This is a genomic window from Microbispora sp. NPDC046933 (genome assembly GCF_040644635.1).
Taxonomy (GTDB): Bacteria; Actinomycetota; Actinomycetes; order Streptosporangiales; family Streptosporangiaceae; genus Microbispora.
The window spans coordinates 44791-61448 of record NZ_JBEYWW010000028.1 but is presented as its reverse complement, the minus strand read 5'-3'; the positions used below and the strand labels follow the sequence as shown (position 1 = coordinate 61448).

General features: G+C 71.9%; 15 protein-coding genes. 2 read left to right on the top strand and 13 right to left on the bottom strand.

Annotated elements, in window-relative coordinates; all coding sequences use genetic code 11:
- Positions 1-351 carry a (2Fe-2S)-binding protein gene (locus ABZ857_RS31435; RefSeq protein WP_357050057.1) on the bottom strand — a complete coding sequence of 117 codons (351 nt, stop codon included), beginning with the start codon at positions 349-351 and terminating at the stop codon, positions 1-3.
- A gap of 195 nt (positions 352-546) precedes the next feature.
- On the opposite strand from ABZ857_RS31435, the gene ABZ857_RS31430 reads away from it, so the two are divergent.
- Positions 547-1182 carry a TetR/AcrR family transcriptional regulator gene (locus ABZ857_RS31430; RefSeq protein WP_357050054.1) on the top strand — a complete coding sequence of 212 codons (636 nt, stop codon included), beginning with the start codon at positions 547-549 and terminating at the stop codon, positions 1180-1182.
- 26 nt (positions 1183-1208) lie between these two features.
- On the top strand, positions 1209-2150 hold the full coding sequence (locus ABZ857_RS31425; RefSeq protein WP_357050051.1) for an aminoglycoside phosphotransferase family protein: 942 nt from the start codon (positions 1209-1211) through the stop codon (positions 2148-2150).
- Positions 2151-2193: 43 nt separating this feature from the next.
- Here ABZ857_RS31425 and ABZ857_RS31420 read toward each other — a convergent pair whose 3' ends face one another.
- From ABZ857_RS31420 to ABZ857_RS31365, 12 genes are all read right to left on the bottom strand, one after another.
- A complete protein-coding gene (locus ABZ857_RS31420; RefSeq protein ID WP_357050048.1) occupies positions 2194-2544 on the bottom strand; it encodes a hypothetical protein in 351 nt (116 codons plus the stop codon).
- A gap of 90 nt (positions 2545-2634) precedes the next feature.
- On the bottom strand, positions 2635-3888 hold the full coding sequence (locus ABZ857_RS31415) for a GNAT family N-acetyltransferase (RefSeq protein ID WP_357050044.1): 1254 nt from the start codon (positions 3886-3888) through the stop codon (positions 2635-2637).
- Positions 3889-3905: 17 nt separating this feature from the next.
- Positions 3906-4895, bottom strand: a complete 990-nt coding sequence (locus ABZ857_RS31410) for an ABC transporter permease (RefSeq protein ID WP_357050041.1) — start codon at positions 4893-4895, stop codon at positions 3906-3908.
- A 6-nt stretch (positions 4896-4901) separates the two neighbouring features.
- Entirely contained in the window at positions 4902-5834 is a 933-nt protein-coding gene (locus tag ABZ857_RS31405; protein WP_357050038.1) for an ABC transporter permease, read from the bottom strand.
- A gap of 8 nt (positions 5835-5842) precedes the next feature.
- Positions 5843-7450, bottom strand: a complete 1608-nt coding sequence (locus ABZ857_RS31400) for an ABC transporter ATP-binding protein (RefSeq protein WP_357050035.1) — start codon at positions 7448-7450, stop codon at positions 5843-5845.
- 9 nt (positions 7451-7459) lie between these two features.
- Positions 7460-9286 carry an ABC transporter substrate-binding protein gene (locus ABZ857_RS31395; RefSeq protein WP_357050032.1) on the bottom strand — a complete coding sequence of 609 codons (1827 nt, stop codon included), beginning with the start codon at positions 9284-9286 and terminating at the stop codon, positions 7460-7462.
- Between the two features lie 26 nt (positions 9287-9312).
- The gene (locus tag ABZ857_RS31390) at positions 9313-10458 is read right to left on the bottom strand and encodes an LLM class flavin-dependent oxidoreductase (RefSeq protein WP_357050029.1); all 1146 of its coding nucleotides are present in this window, start codon (positions 10456-10458) and stop codon (positions 9313-9315) included.
- Positions 10455-11843, bottom strand: coding sequence for an LLM class flavin-dependent oxidoreductase (locus tag ABZ857_RS31385; protein ID WP_357050026.1), 1389 nt, complete (start codon positions 11841-11843; stop codon positions 10455-10457). The genes ABZ857_RS31390 and ABZ857_RS31385 overlap by 4 nt, the downstream gene beginning before the upstream one ends.
- A 27-nt stretch (positions 11844-11870) precedes the next feature.
- A complete protein-coding gene (locus ABZ857_RS31380; RefSeq protein WP_357050023.1) occupies positions 11871-13109 on the bottom strand; it encodes an acyl-CoA dehydrogenase family protein in 1239 nt (412 codons plus the stop codon).
- A 397-nt stretch (positions 13110-13506) separates the two neighbouring features.
- Complete coding sequence (locus ABZ857_RS31375; protein ID WP_357050020.1) at positions 13507-14013, bottom strand: flavin reductase family protein; 507 nt, start codon at positions 14011-14013, stop codon at positions 13507-13509.
- The gene (locus tag ABZ857_RS31370; RefSeq protein WP_357050017.1) at positions 14010-15758 is read right to left on the bottom strand and encodes an ABC transporter ATP-binding protein; all 1749 of its coding nucleotides are present in this window, start codon (positions 15756-15758) and stop codon (positions 14010-14012) included. The genes ABZ857_RS31375 and ABZ857_RS31370 overlap by 4 nt, the downstream gene beginning before the upstream one ends.
- A complete protein-coding gene (locus ABZ857_RS31365; protein WP_357050014.1) occupies positions 15755-16657 on the bottom strand; it encodes an ABC transporter permease in 903 nt (300 codons plus the stop codon). The genes ABZ857_RS31370 and ABZ857_RS31365 overlap by 4 nt, the downstream gene beginning before the upstream one ends.
- Position 16658 lies beyond the last annotated feature (1 nt).

The following is a 16658-nucleotide window of genomic DNA, read 5'->3' as shown; positions in this document are numbered from 1 at the left end:
TCAGGCACCCCCCGTCGTGCCACTCTCGGCGCCCGTCTCGCGGCCCGCCTCAGGGCCCGTCTCGGCGGACGGCCCGGCGGACGGCCCGGCGGCGCCGGCGAGCACGCCGAGGAGGACGGGACGCAGCGGGGGCCGGGCCGTGGGGCGCCGGGAGACCCGTCCCTCGTCGCCGCCCGCCAGCTCCCGCAGCAGTTCCATGACCGGACCCGCGCAGTGCTTGCCCTGGCAGGGGCCCATGAAGACGGCCGTCGCCCGCTTCAGCGTCTCGGGGTGGGTGTAGCCCGCGGCGTACATCGCCCGGATGTCCTCGACGGTCACGTCATGGCACGGACAGATGATCGTCTTGCCCACCGCCCCCTCCAGTCCATGGCTCGGCGGGGCGCTCCGACCTGCGTCAAGCGACCCGGCTCCGTTAGTACCGCATTATTAGAGGAGTGGGCTCATGCCCTTGTCAATAGGGCTTTTCGGGTTCCTTTTGCGCGTCAGGCATCGCTATAGTGCGGTCCGGAGGCGACAGGCACAGGACCGGCCGAGAAAGGGCAACGGGTGGACGCCGCACTGGAGGTACGGACCGACGGTCAGCGAGGGCGCATCCTCGCCTCGGTCATCGAGCTGGTCGCCGAGATGGGCTACGAGCGGGTCCGGCTGCGGGACGTCGGCAAGCACGCCGGGGTGTCGATCGGCACCCTGCAGCACTACTACGAGACCCGCGACGGGCTGATGCTGGCCGCCTTCGCGCACCACACCGGGAAGATCATCCAGGGACTCGAGGAGATCGCGGCCCGCCATCGCGACCCCTGGGACCGCATCCGCAGCCTGGTGGAGTACATCACCCACCCGCGCGGCTTCCGGAACCGCTGCCTCGCGTTCATGGAGTACGCCGCCGCGTCCGCGCGCGACAAGGAGCTCAGGCGCCTCTTCGGGCTCCAGTACGACGGCTGGCGGGCCCCCATACACGCCGCCATCGAGGAGGGCCTGGCCACCGGGGCCTTCCAAATCCACTCCACGGTGGAGGAGACCGTCGACCTGATCCTCACCCAGATCGACGGCTTCGAGATCGCCGTGGCCACACAGGTGTCCGGCATGACCAGAGCCCGGATGCACGACTCGCTGCTCCGCGGCATCTCGGTGCAGCTCGGCCTGCCTCCCTGGACGCCCGGCCAGACGGCCGCGGGCACCTGACGTCGGCTCTCAGGAGGAGCGAAAACGTGTTGCGGGACAGGACCGGGACGCGGAACGCTCCCGGCGTGAAGATGCACGCCGACCAGCTGACGGTGTCACAGGAGACCGTGCGCGCCCTGGTGGACGGGCAGTTCCCGCAGTGGCGGGGCCTGCCCGTCACCGGCGTCGCCGCCCATGGGACGGTCAACGCCATCTTCCGGATCGGCGATCACTTCACGGCCCGGTTCCCGCTGCAGCCCGGGCCGGTCGACGCGACGCGGCGCCGGCTGGAGTCGGAAGCGGAGGCGGCCCGTGAACTGGCGGGCAGCACCCGCTTTCCCACGCCCGAGCCGGTCGCGCTCGGCGAGCCCGGTGCGGGATATCCGCTTCCGTGGTCGGTGCAGACGTGGCTGCCCGGCAACGTGGCGACCGACGAGGACCCGGGCGAATCGGTCGCGTTCGCCCACGACCTCGCCGATCTCATCACCGACCTGCGCGCGGTCGGCACGCGCGGCCGTAGGTTCTCCGGCAAGGGCCGGGGAGGCGATCTCCGGTCCCACGACGCGTGGGTGGAGACCTGCTTCGAGCGCAGTGAAGGACTGCTGGACGTTCCCCGGCTGCGCCGGATGTGGAAGAGCCTCCGGAGCCTGCCGCGCGAAGCGGCCGACGCGATGACCCACGGTGATCTCATTCCCGGCAACGTGCTCGTGTCCGGCGGCCGGCTCGCCGGGATTCTCGACGGCGGCGGCTTCGGGCCGGCCGATCCCGCTCTCGATCTCGTGAGCGCCTGGCATCTGCTCGAGGCGGGGCCACGCCAGGTGCTCCGCCTCCACCTGGAGTGCGACGACCTCGAGTGGAAGCGGGGCAAGGCGTGGGCCTTCGCGCAGGCGATGGGGCTCGTCTGGTACTACCTCGAGACCAATCCGGCCATGAGCCGGATGGGCCGGCGCACCCTGGAACGCATCCTGGCGGACGACGGGCTCGGCTGAGCCCTGCGCCCGCGACCGGACGCCCTGCCGCCGGAAGCTGGGCTCAGCCGCGGGTGACGTCGACGCCGCCGAACACGCCGTAGTTGCGGACGCGGACGACACGGCCGGAGGAGTTCGGCGTTCCCGGCTCCACCTTGCGGCCGCCGAACAGGCTGAAGCCCTCGACCTCCACCGTGATGTCGGCGGGCACCCGCAGCCGCACGCCGCCCGCGATCGAGATCTTCGTGACCGAGGTGACCGGCGCGATGTCGGCCTCGCTCAGGTCGAGGTCGGCTCCGCCGACGGGAGTGAGGACGACCGTGTCCGCGGGCACCCGCCCCCGCCCCCGGCGCTTCAGGCCCCCGAGAAGGGAGATGTGCCAGTCCGTACGCTGCGATCCTGTCGTGTTCGTCATGACCTTCACGGTACGGATCGGCCGGTGCGGCGATAAGTGCCGCGCGTCGTGTCCTGACCCGTGACACCCGTCATATTCGCAGCTCAGCCGTCAGAAGAGCGTGCCGGAGAAGGGTGACGCGTCCGTGTGGAACAGCTCCTCGGCCGTCTCCAGGGCGCCGTCGCGGTGGACGGTCACCCGTCCGGCCCTGGCGTGCTGCCACCAGCGGGAACCGCCCAGGTAGAGGGCGGCCAGGGTCGCGACGTCCACGGAGAGATCGGCCCCAGAAGAATCGGCCCCAGAAATATCGGCACGGGAGAGATCGGCCCGTCCCTCGGTCCTGGCGGCCCCGCGTGCGCTGATCAGGTAGGTCCCGGTGTTGCCGGGCAGCAGGTCGTCGGTGACGGCCAGGACGACCGAGCCGGGGCCCCGATAGTCGCGCGCGGCCAGTGCGGCGGGCACGTCGACGAGGCGCAGCCACGTCTCGTCGCGGACGGAGACCGTGCGGACGGCGCGGTCGTCGGTCAGCAGCAGCGGCAGCGGGTCGTCCGGGGCGGTGAACGGCAGGATGATCCGGTCGACGAGGTCGAGGCCGAGCAGCCACCGGACCAGCCCGGCGTACGCGTCCGGCGTGGCGGCGACGAGGTCGTCGACGACGATCGCCCGGTCGCGGCTGGTGAACCACTCCGCCGTGCCGACGGGGTGGTAACGGACGAACCCGTCCTCCGATCCGTCCCGTCCGTGCACGGCGACGTAGGCGGGGCCGGGATCCGCGGCCTGCCGCTGCTCCTGCTGGCGCCACCAGGAGACGGGCCGGCCGATCGCCCCGGTCCAGGCGGCGGCGTTCTCGTAGATCTGGGCGAGCGTCTTCCAGGAGGACGCGGCGTCGGCCAGCCTGACCGGGCCCCCGGGCGGCACGGTCGCGCGGAGCACGGCCTGCCTGCGGGACACCTCCCGGCGGGCGGCCGAGCCCGCGATGCCGTACCCGAAACGCTCGTAGATGACCGCCTCGGAGGCCCGCAGCGTGGCCGCGATCTCGCCCCTCGCGGCGGCGTCCGCGAGCTGGCGGCGCATCAGCGCCGTCACGACGCCCCTGCGGGTGTGCGTGGGCAGCACGCCCACGTGCGTGACCGCGGCGTGCGGAACCCGCGCCCCGCCCGGCACGACCAGCGTGCTCGCGTAGGAGTCCGCGGTGCCGACGAGATCGGTCCCGTCGAAGGCGCCGAGGGTGCGGCCGGGTTCGAAGAACTGCGTGACGTCGGTTCCCGCCGGCACGGGCGGCAGGCCGAGGAGGGCGGTGCGGAACGTGGCCGACGCCGCGAGCAGGTCGTCCTCCCCGGTCAGCACGCGCACGTCGAAACTCATGTCTTCTCCTTGCTTGGTCAGTCGGCGGCGGGGTCGCGCAGGCGGGTGACGACGTCGACGGCGAACGTCGCGAGCACGAAGATCGCCGCGGCGAGGATCGTGGTGCCGATGACGACGGGGAAGTCCCCGCCGACCGCCGCCTCGACGGCGAGCCGTCCGACGCCGTCGAGGCCGAAGATCTGCTCGGTCACGATGGCCCCGCCCATCAGCGCGGCCAGCTCCAGCCCGCCGAGGGTGATGATCGGGTTCAGCGCCGCGCTGAGCGCGTGGCTGAAATGGACCCTCCGCTCGGTGACGCCCTTGGCCCGCGCCGTGCGGATGTAGTCGGAGCCGAGCGCGTCGAGCATGTTCGCCCGCACGACCCGCTGGAAGATCCCGATCTCGGCGACGGCGATCGTCAGCCAGGGCAGCGCGAGGTGCCTGGCCCACTCGAAGGGATCCTCGGTGATGCCGACGTAGCCGCTGCCGGGGAACCACCTGATGCCGTACGTCGAGAGCGTGAAGTAGAGGAAGTAGGACAGCAGGATCCCGGTCAGGAACGTCGGGACGGACAGGCCCGCGTAGGACAACGCGGACAGGATCCGGTCCACCCAGGAGTCCGGCCTCCTGGCCGCCGCCACGCCGAAGAGGATCGACAGCGTCATCCAGATGACGAGCGCGCCCAGCGCCAGCGAGAGCGTCACCGGGATCTTCGAAAGGATCAGCTCGGTGACCGGGCGCTGCTGCCTGAACGAGTACCCGAGAGCGGGCGGCCAGTTGAACAGGCCCATCGGCGCGCCCTGGATGTCCGGCCCCCGGTAGAGGTAGTGCCAGAGCTGCAGATACCACGGCTCGTCGAGGCGCAGCGCCCGCGTGATGCCGTCCAGGGTCTCCTGGGTGGCGTTGCGGGGCGCGAGCACCGCGGCGGGGTTGCGGTAGGCGACCCGGGTCATCGCGAACGTGATGACCAGCACGGCCAGCAGGGTCGCGAGGGCGCGGGCCGCGTGACCCGCGATGTGCCTTCTCATCGCCGGCTACCCCTGGGGATCGAGGACGTTGCGGATGCCGGAGCCGATCGCGTTGAACCCCAGCACGGTGACGAACATGGCGATGCCGGGCCCCAGCAGGAACCACGGCTGCACCTGATAGAGGGACGACCGCTGCGCCTCCGCGATCATGTTGCCCCAGCTCGCCGTGGGCGCCTGGACGCCGACCCCGAGGAACGACAGGGTCGCCTCGGCGAGGATGTTCACGGGAAGCTGGACGGCCCAGTAGACCGCGACCACCGGAAGCACGTTGGGCAGGATCTCCCGCACGATCAGGCGGCGGCGGCTCACGCCGATCGAGAGCGCGGCCTCCACGAACGGCCGGTTGCGCAGCACGACGACGAGCCCGCGGGTGAGCCGGGCGAAGTAGGTCCAGGCGAACAGCGAGATCACCAGCACGACGAGCAGCACCGGATCGACGACCGGCTCGCCGTCGCCGCCCCGGTTGAGCGCGACCAGGCTGAGCGCGGTCACGACGAACGGGAACGACAGCGCGACGTCGGTGCCCAGGGACAGCAGCCGGTCGGTCCTGCCCGGGAAGAACCCGGCGACCAGGCCGACCGCCGTGCCGGCGACGAGGGCGAGGGTGGTCGCCGGGATCCCCACCAGCAGGGAGACGCGCGCGCCGTACAGCGTCCGGATCAGCACGTCGCGGCCGTTCCCGTCCGCGCCGAGCAGGAAGTGGGCGCTCGGGCCGATCGGCAGCCCGTTATCGGCCAGGGCCTCCGACCGGAACTGCTGGTCCGGGCCGTGCCCGGTGAGCGCCGCCGCGACCGGGGCGAGCAGCGCCGCCAGCACGACGACACCGACCAGGATCAGCCCGGTCCTGGCGGAGCGCTCGGCGAGGATCGCCCGCACCACCGGGAACCGGCGTACGGCCCCCTCCTCGGCGTACGCCTCGGCGACAACGACCTCAGACACGTGTCCCCCTAAACACGGGCCACCCGCCCCGGGATCGAGTCGAGCAGTTCCCGGGTGTACGGATCCCGGGGGTCGTCGAACACCCGGTGGACCGGGCCCTGCTCCACCACCCGGCCCTGGTTGAGCACGACGACCCGCTCGCACAGGTCGGCGACCACCCCCAGGTCGTGGGAGATGAACAGGAACGACGTCCCGAGCTCCGCGCGCAGCCGCCGGATGAGGGCGACGATCTGCGTCTGCGTGGTGATGTCGAGCGCGGAGACCGGCTCGTCGGCCACGACGACCGAGGGCTCCAGGGCGACGGCGCGGGCGATGGCCACGCGCTGCCGCTGCCCGCCCGACAGCTGCGCCGGGAGCCGGTGCAGCACGGACTGGGGCAGTTCCACCCGCGCCACCAGCGCCTCGACTCTGGCGCGGATCTCGGCGGCCGGCAGATCGGTGTTGACCACGAAGGGCTCGGCGAGCGTGGCGGCGACGGTGCGTCGCGGGTTGAGGCTCCCGTAGGGGTCCTGGAACACGACCTGGATGGCCGGGCGCAGGCTTTTCGGGAGCCGCACGTCACCGGGCGCGTTGTAGACCTCGCCGCGCAGCGACACCGACCCGGCGGTCGGCCGGGCCAGGCCCGCCACGATCCTGCCGATCGTGGACTTCCCCGACCCCGACTCACCCACCAGCCCGACGATCTCGCGTTCCCGCAGGTCCAACGACACGTCGGTGAGCGCCGTGAACGACTCCTTGCGCCCGGGCCCGCGGTAGCTCATGTGCAGCGCGCTCGCCCGCAGCAGCGGCGCACTTTCCGCCCGGGGCCCGGGCGGCTCCGGTGACCGTACGAGAGCCCGCCCGTGCCGGGCCGCGCCGAGCAGCTCGCGTGTGTACGCGTGCCGGGGGGCGGCGTAGAGCTCCGCCGCCGGCGCCGCCTCGACCACCTCGCCGTCGCGCATGACGACGACGTCGTCGGCGATGTCGGACACCACGGCCAGATCGTGGCTGACGAAGATCAGCGCGGTGCCGTGCGCCTCCTGGAGCCGCCGCAGCAGTCTCAGGATCGACGCCTGCACGGTGACGTCGAGCGCCGTGGTCGGCTCGTCGGCGATGATCAGCTCCGGGTTCAGCGCGATGGCCATGGCGATCATGGCGCGCTGGCGCATGCCCCCGGAGAACCGGTGAGGGTGGTCGTCGATCCGGCGTTCCGGGTCCTTGATGCCCACCTCGCCGAGCAGGTCGAGCACGCGCCGGCGCAGCGCCGCCCGCCCCACCCGCTCGTGGGCCGTGACGGCCTCGCCGATCTGGGCGCCGATGGTCTTGAGCGGGTGCAGGTTGCTCAGCGGGTCCTGGAAGACGAAACCGATGTGCCTGCCTCTGATCGCCCGCAACCGGGCCGGGGGCAGCCGGGTGAGGTCCGCGCCGCGGAACAGGGCGCTTCCCCGCACCTCGGCCCGGCTCGGCAGCAGCCCGGTCGCGCCCAGCAGCGAGACGCTCTTGCCGGAGCCCGACTCGCCGACGAGCGCCAGCGTCCTGCCGGGCTCCACGGCGAACGACACGCCGCGGACCGCGGTGGTCGTCCGTCCGCGCCGCCCGAACGTGACGCGCAGATCCTCCACGGAGAACAGGGCCATGACGCTTCCCTAGCGTGCCGGGGCGACGGCGATGTTGGTGATGTCGGCCTGGGTCGCCAGCGACGACCAGGTCCAGTTGCGCACCCGGTCGGAGGTGATGGCGACCTTGCGCTTCTCGAACAGCGGGATCCACGGGAGGTCGGCGGAGACCAGCCTGTCGGCCTCGGCCCAGATGGGCCCCGGGTCGTCGGAGGGGAACGCCTTCGCCGCCAGCTTGTTCAGCTCCGGGTTGTCGTAGCAGATGGCGTGGACGTTGCCGGTGCCGCAGGGCGCGGCGTCGGAGTCGAGCCAGCCCCCGAGCAGCATCCGCGTGCTCGGCCCCTGCCAGTCGGGCGCGAAGGACGCGCTCAGGAACACGTCCCAGCGGCTCTTCGGGTCCTGCAGGTACGCGCTGGACTGGGCGGGCGGGACGGGGATGAGGTTGAGCTCGATCCCGGCCTTCGCGAGGTCGGCCTTCAGCGTGACGGCGATCGTCTCGAACTGCGCGTTGACGCGGTAGACGGCGTCGAGCTTGAGCCCGTTCGGATACCCGGCCTCGGCGAGCAACTGCTTGGCCTTCGCGGGGTCGCCGGCGTCGCCCGGCGTCGGGTACGGGTCGAAGTCCTGGTGGCCCAGGATCGTCGAGGTGATGATCTGCCCCAGAGGCCTGGCCGCGATCTTGCCGCCCTGCGCCTGCACGAGGTTGGCCTTGTTCACGGCGTACGCCAGGGCCTGCCGCACCTTGAGCTTGCGCAGCGCCTCGGCGCCGGGCGAGGTCGCCTCCGGGCGAGCGTTGATCGTGATGAAGTTGGCCGCCCCGCTGTCGGAGGAGTGCAGGTAGGGGCTGTTTTGCGCCTGGTACTGCTGGATCGTCGACAGCGGCGGCACGTCGAGGTAGAGCGACAGGTCGGCGTCGCCGGACTGGATCTTCTGCACCACCGCGTCCTCGCTGTTGGCGGTGAAGTCCACGACGATCTCGTCGACGTACGCCTTGCGCGCCGGGTCGCCCGCGTGGTCGTAGCCGGGGACCTTCTTCAGCACCAGGCTGCGCCCCGGCTCGTACGAGGCGATCTGGTAGGGCCCGCTGGAGGGGTAGTTCTTGCGGAACTCCAGCGAGTCGCCGACGTACTTGGAGACGACCTCCTCCGGCAGCGGCGACACGAAGTTCATCGACAGGATGCTGAGGAAGTCGTAGTTCTTCGTGTCCGAGCGCAGCACCAAGGTCTTGTCGTCGGGCGCCGAGACGCCCGCGATGTCGTGGCCGTCGATGAACGCCTTCGATTTGGCCGGGTCCCCCGCGGGCACCTTGGCGAACTTCTCGCAGTAGTCGCGGAAGCCGGAGAAGGCGAGCTGGAAGTAGTTGATCGCGGCGACCTGCTTGTTCGGGTCGCAGAACCGCTTGATCGCGTAGACGAAGTCGCCGGCCACGATCTCGCGGGTGGACGAGCCCGAATATCTGATGCCGTCGCGCAGGTGGAAGGTGTAGGTCTTGCCGTCCTTGCTCACGTCCCACGACTTGGCCAGGTCGGGCACGAGCGTGGTGTCGTCCTTGATGTCCTTGGCGCTGCCCGGGTAGGTGACGAGCTGGCGGGTGAGCGCCCGGATGATCTCCCAGGAGTCGGTGCTGTACCCGGTGAGGGGGTCGAGCGCGTCGAGGTCGGACTGCAGCGACGCGATGCGCAGCGTGCCGCCGGCGGCGGGGGCCCCGGCCACGTCACTCGCGCCGCCGCCCGTGCCGCCGTTCGTGCCAGGGTTCTCCGGTGGAACCGGGCCGGCGCAGGCGGCCAGCAGAGCGGCGCACGCGGACGCGGCGAGCAGGGACAGGAGCGGCCGGCGTTCGCGGAGCGTCTTCTTCATGATGGTTGTCTTTCGCACGGAGTTCTTCACAGAGTCGGACGGGCGGGGTCGTCCGCCGTCGGGGACGCCAGCAGTCCCCGGGACCGGAGCACGGCGCCGGCGCCCTCGGCGAACCAGTACGCCTCCTCCAGGTGGGGCTGGCCCGAGAGGATGAAGTGGTCCAGGCCGAGCGCGTGATACTCCTCGATCCGGTCGGCGACCTCCTCGTGGCTGCCGACCAGGGCGGTGCCCGCGCCACCGCGCACCAGGCCGTAGCCGGCCCACAGGTTCGGATAGACCTCGAGCCTGCCCGGGTCGCCGCCGTGGAGTTCGAACATGCGCCGCTGGCCCACCGACTCGCTGGTCGCGAAGTCCTTCTGCAACGCGGCGATCCGCTCGGGGCTGATCCTGGACAGCAGCCGGTCGGCCTCCGCCCACGCCTGCCCGGAGGTGTCCCTGCTGATGACGTGCAGCCGGATGCCGAAGCGCAGCTCGCGCCCCTCGGCCGCGGCGAGTTTGCGCATCCGCTCGAGACGCTCGGCGATCTGGTCGGGCCGCTCGCCCCAGGCGAGGTAGACGTCGGCCTGCCGGGCCGCCACCCGCTCCGCGGCCGGGCTCGCGCCGCCGAAGAAGATCTCCGGGCGTCCCCAGGGCCCGGCGTCGACGCGCGCGTCCTCGATCCGGAAGTGCTCGCCCGCGAAGCTGAACGTCTCGCCCGGCGGCAGGCCGGTGACCCCGCGCAGCACCGCGAGGAACTCGTCGGTGCGGGCGTAGCGCTGGTCGTGGTCCAGGTGGTCGCCGAAGCGCCGCTGCTCGGCGGAGTCCCCGCCGGTCACGACGTTGAGCAGCAGACGGCCGCCGGAGACGCGCTGGAACGTGGCGGCCTGGTGCGCGGCGAGGGTGGGCGAGACCAGCCCGGGCCGGAACGCGACCAGGAACTTCAGCCGCTTCGTCACCTGGGTCAGCGCGGCCGTGGTGATCCATGCGTCCTCGCACCACAGACCGGTGGGGGTGAGCACGGCCTCGTAGCCGAGCTGCTCCGCCGACCTGGCGATCTGGCCGAGGTAGTCGACACTCGGCGCCCGGAAGCCGTCGGCGACGGCGCCGAGCGTCTTCTCCGAGCGGTCGCCGGAGCCGACGATGTCGCGGTTGTCCCCGTTGGTGGGCAGATACCAGTGGATCCGGATGCTCATGCCGGCACCCCCACGCGGCGGAAGGCGGCGCCGGGGTGGTCGTCGCCGAGCCTGCGCCTGCCGGCGCCCTGGAGTTTCTCCCGGAAGACCCCGGGCGGGTACGCCTCCCGCACCAGGCCCCTGCGTCGCAGCTCCGGGACGACGTGCTCGATGAAGTCCTCGAACGTGCCGGGGCTGACGGCGTAGCCGAGGTTGTACCCGTCGATTCGGGCCTCGTCGGCGAACGACTCGAGCCGGTCGGCGACTGTGCGCGGCCCGCCCACGACCTTGGGGTGGATGCCGCCGACACCGATGTACTCGGCGATGTCCCTCAGCGTCCACCTGCGGTCGGCGTCGATGCCGGTGAGCGTGGCGAGGGCCGAGCGCCCGGCGTCGGTCTCGATGTACTCCAGCGGATGGTCCAGGTCGTAGCGCGACCAGTCGACCCCGGTCCACGCGGAGAACAGGGCCAGCGCCGCCTCGACGCTGGTGTAGGAAAGGTAGTCCTCGTACTTGCGCCGCGCCGACTCGTCGTCCGGGCCGGTGACGACGGTCACCGAGGTGATGAACTTGATGGCCTCGGGGCAGCGCCCGAGCGCCGCGGCGCGCTCCTTGATGTCGGTGACCGCCCGGCGGATCGACGCCGCGTTCGTCCCGCCGAGGAAGACCACCTCGGCGTTGCGCGCGGCGAACTCCCGTCCGCGGGGGGACGTGCCGGCCTGGAAGATGACCGGGGTCCGTTGCGGGGACGGCTCGGACAGGTGCGGGCCTGGCACCGTGTAGTAGCGCCCCTTGTGCCCGATGGGATGCACCTTGGCCGGGTCGGTGTAGACGCCGCGTTCGCGGTCGCGGACGACCGCGTCATCCTCCCACGACCCCTCCCACAGCTTGTAGGCGACGTCGAGGAACTCCTGCGCGCGGTCGTACCGCTCGTCATGCGCGATCTGCCGGTCGAGGCCGAGGTTGCGGGCGGCGCTGTCCAGCACCGAGGTGACCACGTTCCAGGCGATGCGGCCGTCCGTGATGTGGTCGAGGGTGGTGAACTTGCGCGCCAGCAGGTACGGCTGCTCGTACGTCGTGGACACGGTGATGCCGAAGCCGAGGTTCCGGGTGGCCGCCGCCATCGCCGACACCAGCAGCAGCGGGTCGTTCACCGGCGACTGCGCCGCGTTGCGCAGCGACGCGTCGGGCGTGCCGCCGAAGACGTCGAGGTGGCCGAGTGCGTCGGCGAGGAACAGCGCGTCGAACCCGCCCGACTCCAGGAGCCTGGCGAGGTCGGTCCAGTACGACAGCGTGGTGTATCGGCTCGCCCGGTCGCTCGGATGCCGCCACAGCCCAGCGGACACGTGACCCACCACGGTCATGGCGAATCCGTTGAGGATGAGGCGCTTGGGGTCCTGGCTCAATTTTCTCCCTCGTTCCGTTCCGCGCCGTCACGAGTAGTAGGTCGGCTCGGGCGACCGCCCGTTGAGGGCGAAGTGGCCGATTTCCAGCAGCTTGTAGTGGGCGGGGTCGTGCAGCGTATGCGTCCGGACGTTCCGCCAGTGGCGGTCCAGCCCGTACGCGCGGGCGGTCGAGCGGGCCCCGGTCAGCTCGAAGATCCGCGAGGTGACCTCGAGCGCCACCTCGGTCGAGTGGACCTTGGACTGGTAGGCGGCCACGGCCACCCGGCCGCGCTCCTCCTCGGTGAGGTCGCCGCCGCGGTCGATGGCCGCCTGGAGCGACTCCCCCGCCTTGTCGGCGAGTGCCACCGCCGACTCGGCGAGGACCCACAGCCGGCCGTACCGCTCGACCACCAGGGGATCCTCGGTCGCCGCGGCGACGCCGGAGGTGAGCCACGGCCGGGACCTGGTCCGGGTGTACTCCAGCGCCTCGTGCAGCGCGCCGAGGGCCGCGCCCAGGTAGAGGTTGCCGTAGGCGAGCTGCCCCTGCGGGACCTGGAGCGTCTCCTGGGGCGTCGGAGGGGTGTCCGGGTGCGTGTAGCCGAGCAGGTCGTCGGCCGTCACGCGGACGTCGCGGAGGGTCGTGCCGCCGCTGACCGTCAACCGCTGGCCGATGTTGTCCCAGTCGCCGTGGAACTCGATGCCCTCGGCGGGCGAGCGGACCGCGAACTGCCCGACGAGCCCCGACACGTCCACGCCGCCGACCACCGCGCCCTCGCCGAACCGCACCCACACGATCAGCGTGTCCGCCACCGCCGCGCCGCTGGTGAACGGCTTGGAACCGCTCAGCAGGAAACCGTCGCCGTCCGGCCTGGCGACGACCAGCGGCTCGTACGCGGCCTGGGCGACGGCCGCCACGAACCGGCCCTCCTCGACGATGCCCTTCGCCCAGCGCTCGGCGAGCGCGCGCCCGCCGCCGAGCCCGGCCCGGCTGCCCAGGAAGTGGAAGGCCGCGAGCTGGGCGACCGAGGTGTCGGCCGTGGCAAGGACGCGCACGATCCTGAGGACCTCCTCGTAGGTCGCGCCGCCCCCGCCCAGCTCCTCGGGGAGGTGGACGGCGAGCAGGCCGGACCTGCGCAGCAGGTCGACCTCGGCGACGGGGTCGGCGCCGGCGATGTCGCGTTCGGCGGCGTCGGCGCGCAGCCGGTCGGCCACCTTGAGGGCCGCCTCGCGCCATTCCTCGAAGCGGCCCGAGCCGGAACGCGGGCGTATCTGGTCGATGAGACTCATGGGAGTTCCTTGCGGTCGTGCGTGGGGAGGCAGGGCTGCCGTGCCGTACGCGGAGAGCCGGCGCGCTTCGGGGGCACGGTGCGGGTGAAGGCGCGGGTCAGAGCGCGATCACGGCGCTCGCGCGGGGGACGGGCGGCCGGGCGGTCTCGCACCGCGACGAGAGACGGGGACAAGAGGTGCGGGCAGCCGCCGAGGACGGGGGGTTGCCACGAGGGGGGCGTAGGGAACGCGCTCCGCCGGGCGCCGTCGCCCGGCGAGGGCGGGAGAGGTCAGGACTGGCGACAGAGGCTGGCGGCGAGCCGAGCGAGGTCGACATAGTGCCGCACAATCAAGACTTTCCCTACAGACATAGTAGGAAATTACCAGAATCCGGCATTCGGCGCAAGAGACGCTGTGGTCAGTCGTGCGGGACGAAACTGCCGAACCGGCCCTGGTGGTACAGCAACGGACCGTCGGCGCCGTGCACCGTCGCCTCGATGACCAGGCCCACCACCAGCACATGGTCGCCGATGTCCGTCGCCGAGTGCGGCCGGCAGATCAGGTGCGCCGACGCGTCCGCGAGCAGGGGCGCTCCGAACGGCCCGGGACGCCACCGGGTGGGCGGGGCGAACCGGTCGGCGCCCTTGCGGGCGAACCTGGCCGCCAGCTCGCCCTGATCGCCGGCCAGCACGTTCACCGCGAAGTGGTCGGCCGACCGCATCGACGGCCAGGTGCTGGAGCCGTGGTCCACGTAGAAGGAGACCAGCGGCGGCGCGAGGCTGACCGAGGAGAACGACGTCGCCGTCAGTCCCGCCGGAATCCCCTCGTGCTGCGCGGTGATGACCACCACCCCGGCGGCGTGCGCCGCCAGCGCCCGCCGGAACAGCCCGCCGTCCACCGCCGGGCCCCGCAACGTCTCGGTCATGGGTCTGCCTTTCCCGCGGCCGTACGGCCGCGTGACTCATCTGTGGATCTCATCGGGAGCACCGCGTCGAGCAGCGCCCTGGTCACCGGATGGCGGCCGGCGGCGGACAGCTCCTCGGCGCGGAAGGTCTCGATGAGGACTCCCTGCTCCAGAACCCCGACGCGGTCGCACAGGAACTCGACGATCGCCAGGTTGTGGCCGATGAACAGGTAGGTGAGATCGAGCTCTTCCCTCAGGTCCAGCAGCAGGTTGAGGATGTTCGCCTGGGTGGACACGTCCAGCGCCGACGTCGGCTCGTCGAGGATCAGCAGGTCCGGCTCCAGCGCGAGCGCGCGGGCGATGCCGATCCGCTGCCGCTGCCCGCCGGACAGCTCGTGCGGATATCGGTGCAGGTACGACGACGGGAGCCCGACGAGGTCGAGCGCCTCGGCGGCCCGGGCCCTGCCCGCGGCGCGGGAGGCGGCCTTGCCGAACCGCAGGAGCGGCCGGCTGATCTGCTCGCCGACGGGCACCCGGGGGTTCAGGGAGCTCGTCGCGTCCTGGAACACGAACTGGAACCGCGGCCGCAGCCGCCGCAGCTCCGCCTTCGGCAGCCGCGCGATGTCCCGGCCGTCGAAGACGATCTCACCCGAGTCCGCCCGCAGCAGGCCGCCGATGAGCCGCGACAGCGTCGACTTGCCCGAGCCGGACTCTCCGATGAGGCCGAAGACCTCGCCTCGCTCGACGCGCAGCGACACGTCGCCGACCGCCCTGAAGCGCCGCTTGCGCTGCCCGGTCCCCAGGCCGCCGACCACGAACTCCTTGGTCACGTTCCGCAGGGTCACCAGCGGCGGCCGGGCGGTGCCGGCGTCCGAGCCCTCGTCCCGGGGCTCGGACGCCGTGCTCTCCGGGCCGTCTCCGGCGACCTGGCCGAGGCGGCGGGGCAGGCCGCGCTCGGCCAGCCGGAACCGGGCCCCGATCTCCGGGACCGCCTGGATCAGCGACCGGGTGTAGGAGTCGGCCGGCGCGGTGAGCACGCGGTCGCGCCGGTCCTGCTCGACGATCCGGCCGCCCTTCATCACCGCGACCCGGTCTGCGGCGTACGACACCACCCCGAAGTCGTGGGTGATGAGGAGCAGCGAGCCGCCCGTCTCCCCCGTCACGCTCCTGAGCAGGTCGAGGATCTGCTTCTGGACGACCGCGTCGAGCGCGGTGGTCGGCTCGTCCGCGATCAGCAGAGCCGGGCCGGACAGGCTCGCCAGCGCGATCATCACCCGCTGCCGCATTCCCCCGCTGAGCTCGTGGGGGTAGGCGGACAGCACCCGGGCCGCGTCGTCGATCCCGACGTTGCCCAGCCACGTCTCGGCGATCTCGTGCCGCTCCCGCTTCCCCGCGGCCGGGCGGTGCAGCCCGATGATCTCCTTCAGCTGGCTGCCGATCCGGAACGACGGGTCGAGGGAGGCGAGGGGGTTCTGGAAGATCATGCCGATCTTCGAGCCGCGGAACCTGGTGACCGACGACCGGGTGGCGGTGAGCACCTCCTCGCCGTACAGGGAGATCGACCCCGACGTCACCACCGCGTCGTCCGGCAGCAGGCCCAGGATCGCCGAGGCCGTCAGGCTCTTCCCGGCGCCGGACTCTCCGACGATCGCGAACGTCTCGCCGGGCCGGACGTCGAAGGTGACCTCGTCCACCACGCGCTCGGCCGCGGGTCCGCGGCCGAACTCGACCGACAGCTCCCGCACGCTCAGCAGTGCGCCGGTCATCGTCCCGCCCTCCTTCGACGGGGGTCGAAGACGTCGCGCAGGCCGTCTCCGAGCCAGTTGAAGGCCAGGGCCACGACGAGGACCACGAGCCCCGGCAACAGGGCGGGATACACGTTCCCGGTGATGATGACCTTGGCGCCCTCGGAGATCATCCGGCCCCAGTCCGCCGTCGGCGGCTGCACGCCGATGCCCAGCGCGCTGAGGCTGGAGGAGAACACGATCATCCCGCCGACCAGGCCGGTGCCGTACACCACGATCTGGGCGAGCACGTTCGGCAGCACCTCGCGGAACAGGATCGAGAAGAACCCCGCGCCGAGCGACCTCGCCGCCTCGACGTACTCGCGGCCACGCTGGAGCTTCACCTCCGCGAAGACCACCCGGGTGACGTACGGCACGGCGGAGAACACGATCGACAGGACGACCACGGGCGTGCCGGGGCCGAGGATCACCGCGAGGACCAGCGCGATGATGATCACCGGGAAGGCGAACATGACGTCCACCGTCCGCATGATCAGGCCGGCGGCCCGGTCGCCCGAGAAACCGGCGACGAGCGCGAGCACGCTGCCGGCGACGGTCGACGACAGCGACGCCGCGAGCGCGACGACCAGCGAGGTGCGCCCTCCCCAGATCAGCCGGCTGAGGATGTCCCGGCCCAGCTCGTCGGTCCCTAGGAGATGCCCCGGCGCGCCGACCGTCAGATACTTGACGCCGCCGTCCGCGAGGTCGGGGTCGTACGGCGCCAGCACGGGGGCGAGCAGGCCGACGAGGACGAACCCGGCGATGACGAGCAGCGCGACCGCCACCTGCGTGTTCACCCGCAGGCGGGAGCGACGCCGGCGCGGCGCCATCCCCTTGAGCGGGTTCGGCGACCGGGTGTTCGGAGTTGCCGTGAGAACCACT

Bases quoted from the DNA above. Each gene is read 5' to 3' on its own strand.
- ABZ857_RS31420 (WP_357050048.1), bottom strand. From the start codon at position 2,544: ATGACGAACACGACAGGATCGCAGCGTACGGACTGGCACATCTCCCTT.
- ABZ857_RS31415 (WP_357050044.1), bottom strand. From the start codon at position 3,888: ATGAGTTTCGACGTGCGCGTGCTGACCGGGGAGGACGACCTGCTCGCG.
- ABZ857_RS31410 (WP_357050041.1), bottom strand. From the start codon at position 4,895: ATGAGAAGGCACATCGCGGGTCACGCGGCCCGCGCCCTCGCGACCCTG.
- ABZ857_RS31400 (WP_357050035.1), bottom strand. From the start codon at position 7,450: ATGGCCCTGTTCTCCGTGGAGGATCTGCGCGTCACGTTCGGGCGGCGC.
- ABZ857_RS31395 (WP_357050032.1), bottom strand. From the start codon at position 9,286: ATGAAGAAGACGCTCCGCGAACGCCGGCCGCTCCTGTCCCTGCTCGCC.
- ABZ857_RS31390 (WP_357050029.1), bottom strand. From the start codon at position 10,458: ATGAGCATCCGGATCCACTGGTATCTGCCCACCAACGGGGACAACCGC.
- ABZ857_RS31380 (WP_357050023.1), bottom strand. From the start codon at position 13,109: ATGAGTCTCATCGACCAGATACGCCCGCGTTCCGGCTCGGGCCGCTTC.
- ABZ857_RS31375 (WP_357050020.1), bottom strand. From the start codon at position 14,013: ATGACCGAGACGTTGCGGGGCCCGGCGGTGGACGGCGGGCTGTTCCGG.
- ABZ857_RS31370 (WP_357050017.1), bottom strand. From the start codon at position 15,758: ATGACCGGCGCACTGCTGAGCGTGCGGGAGCTGTCGGTCGAGTTCGGC.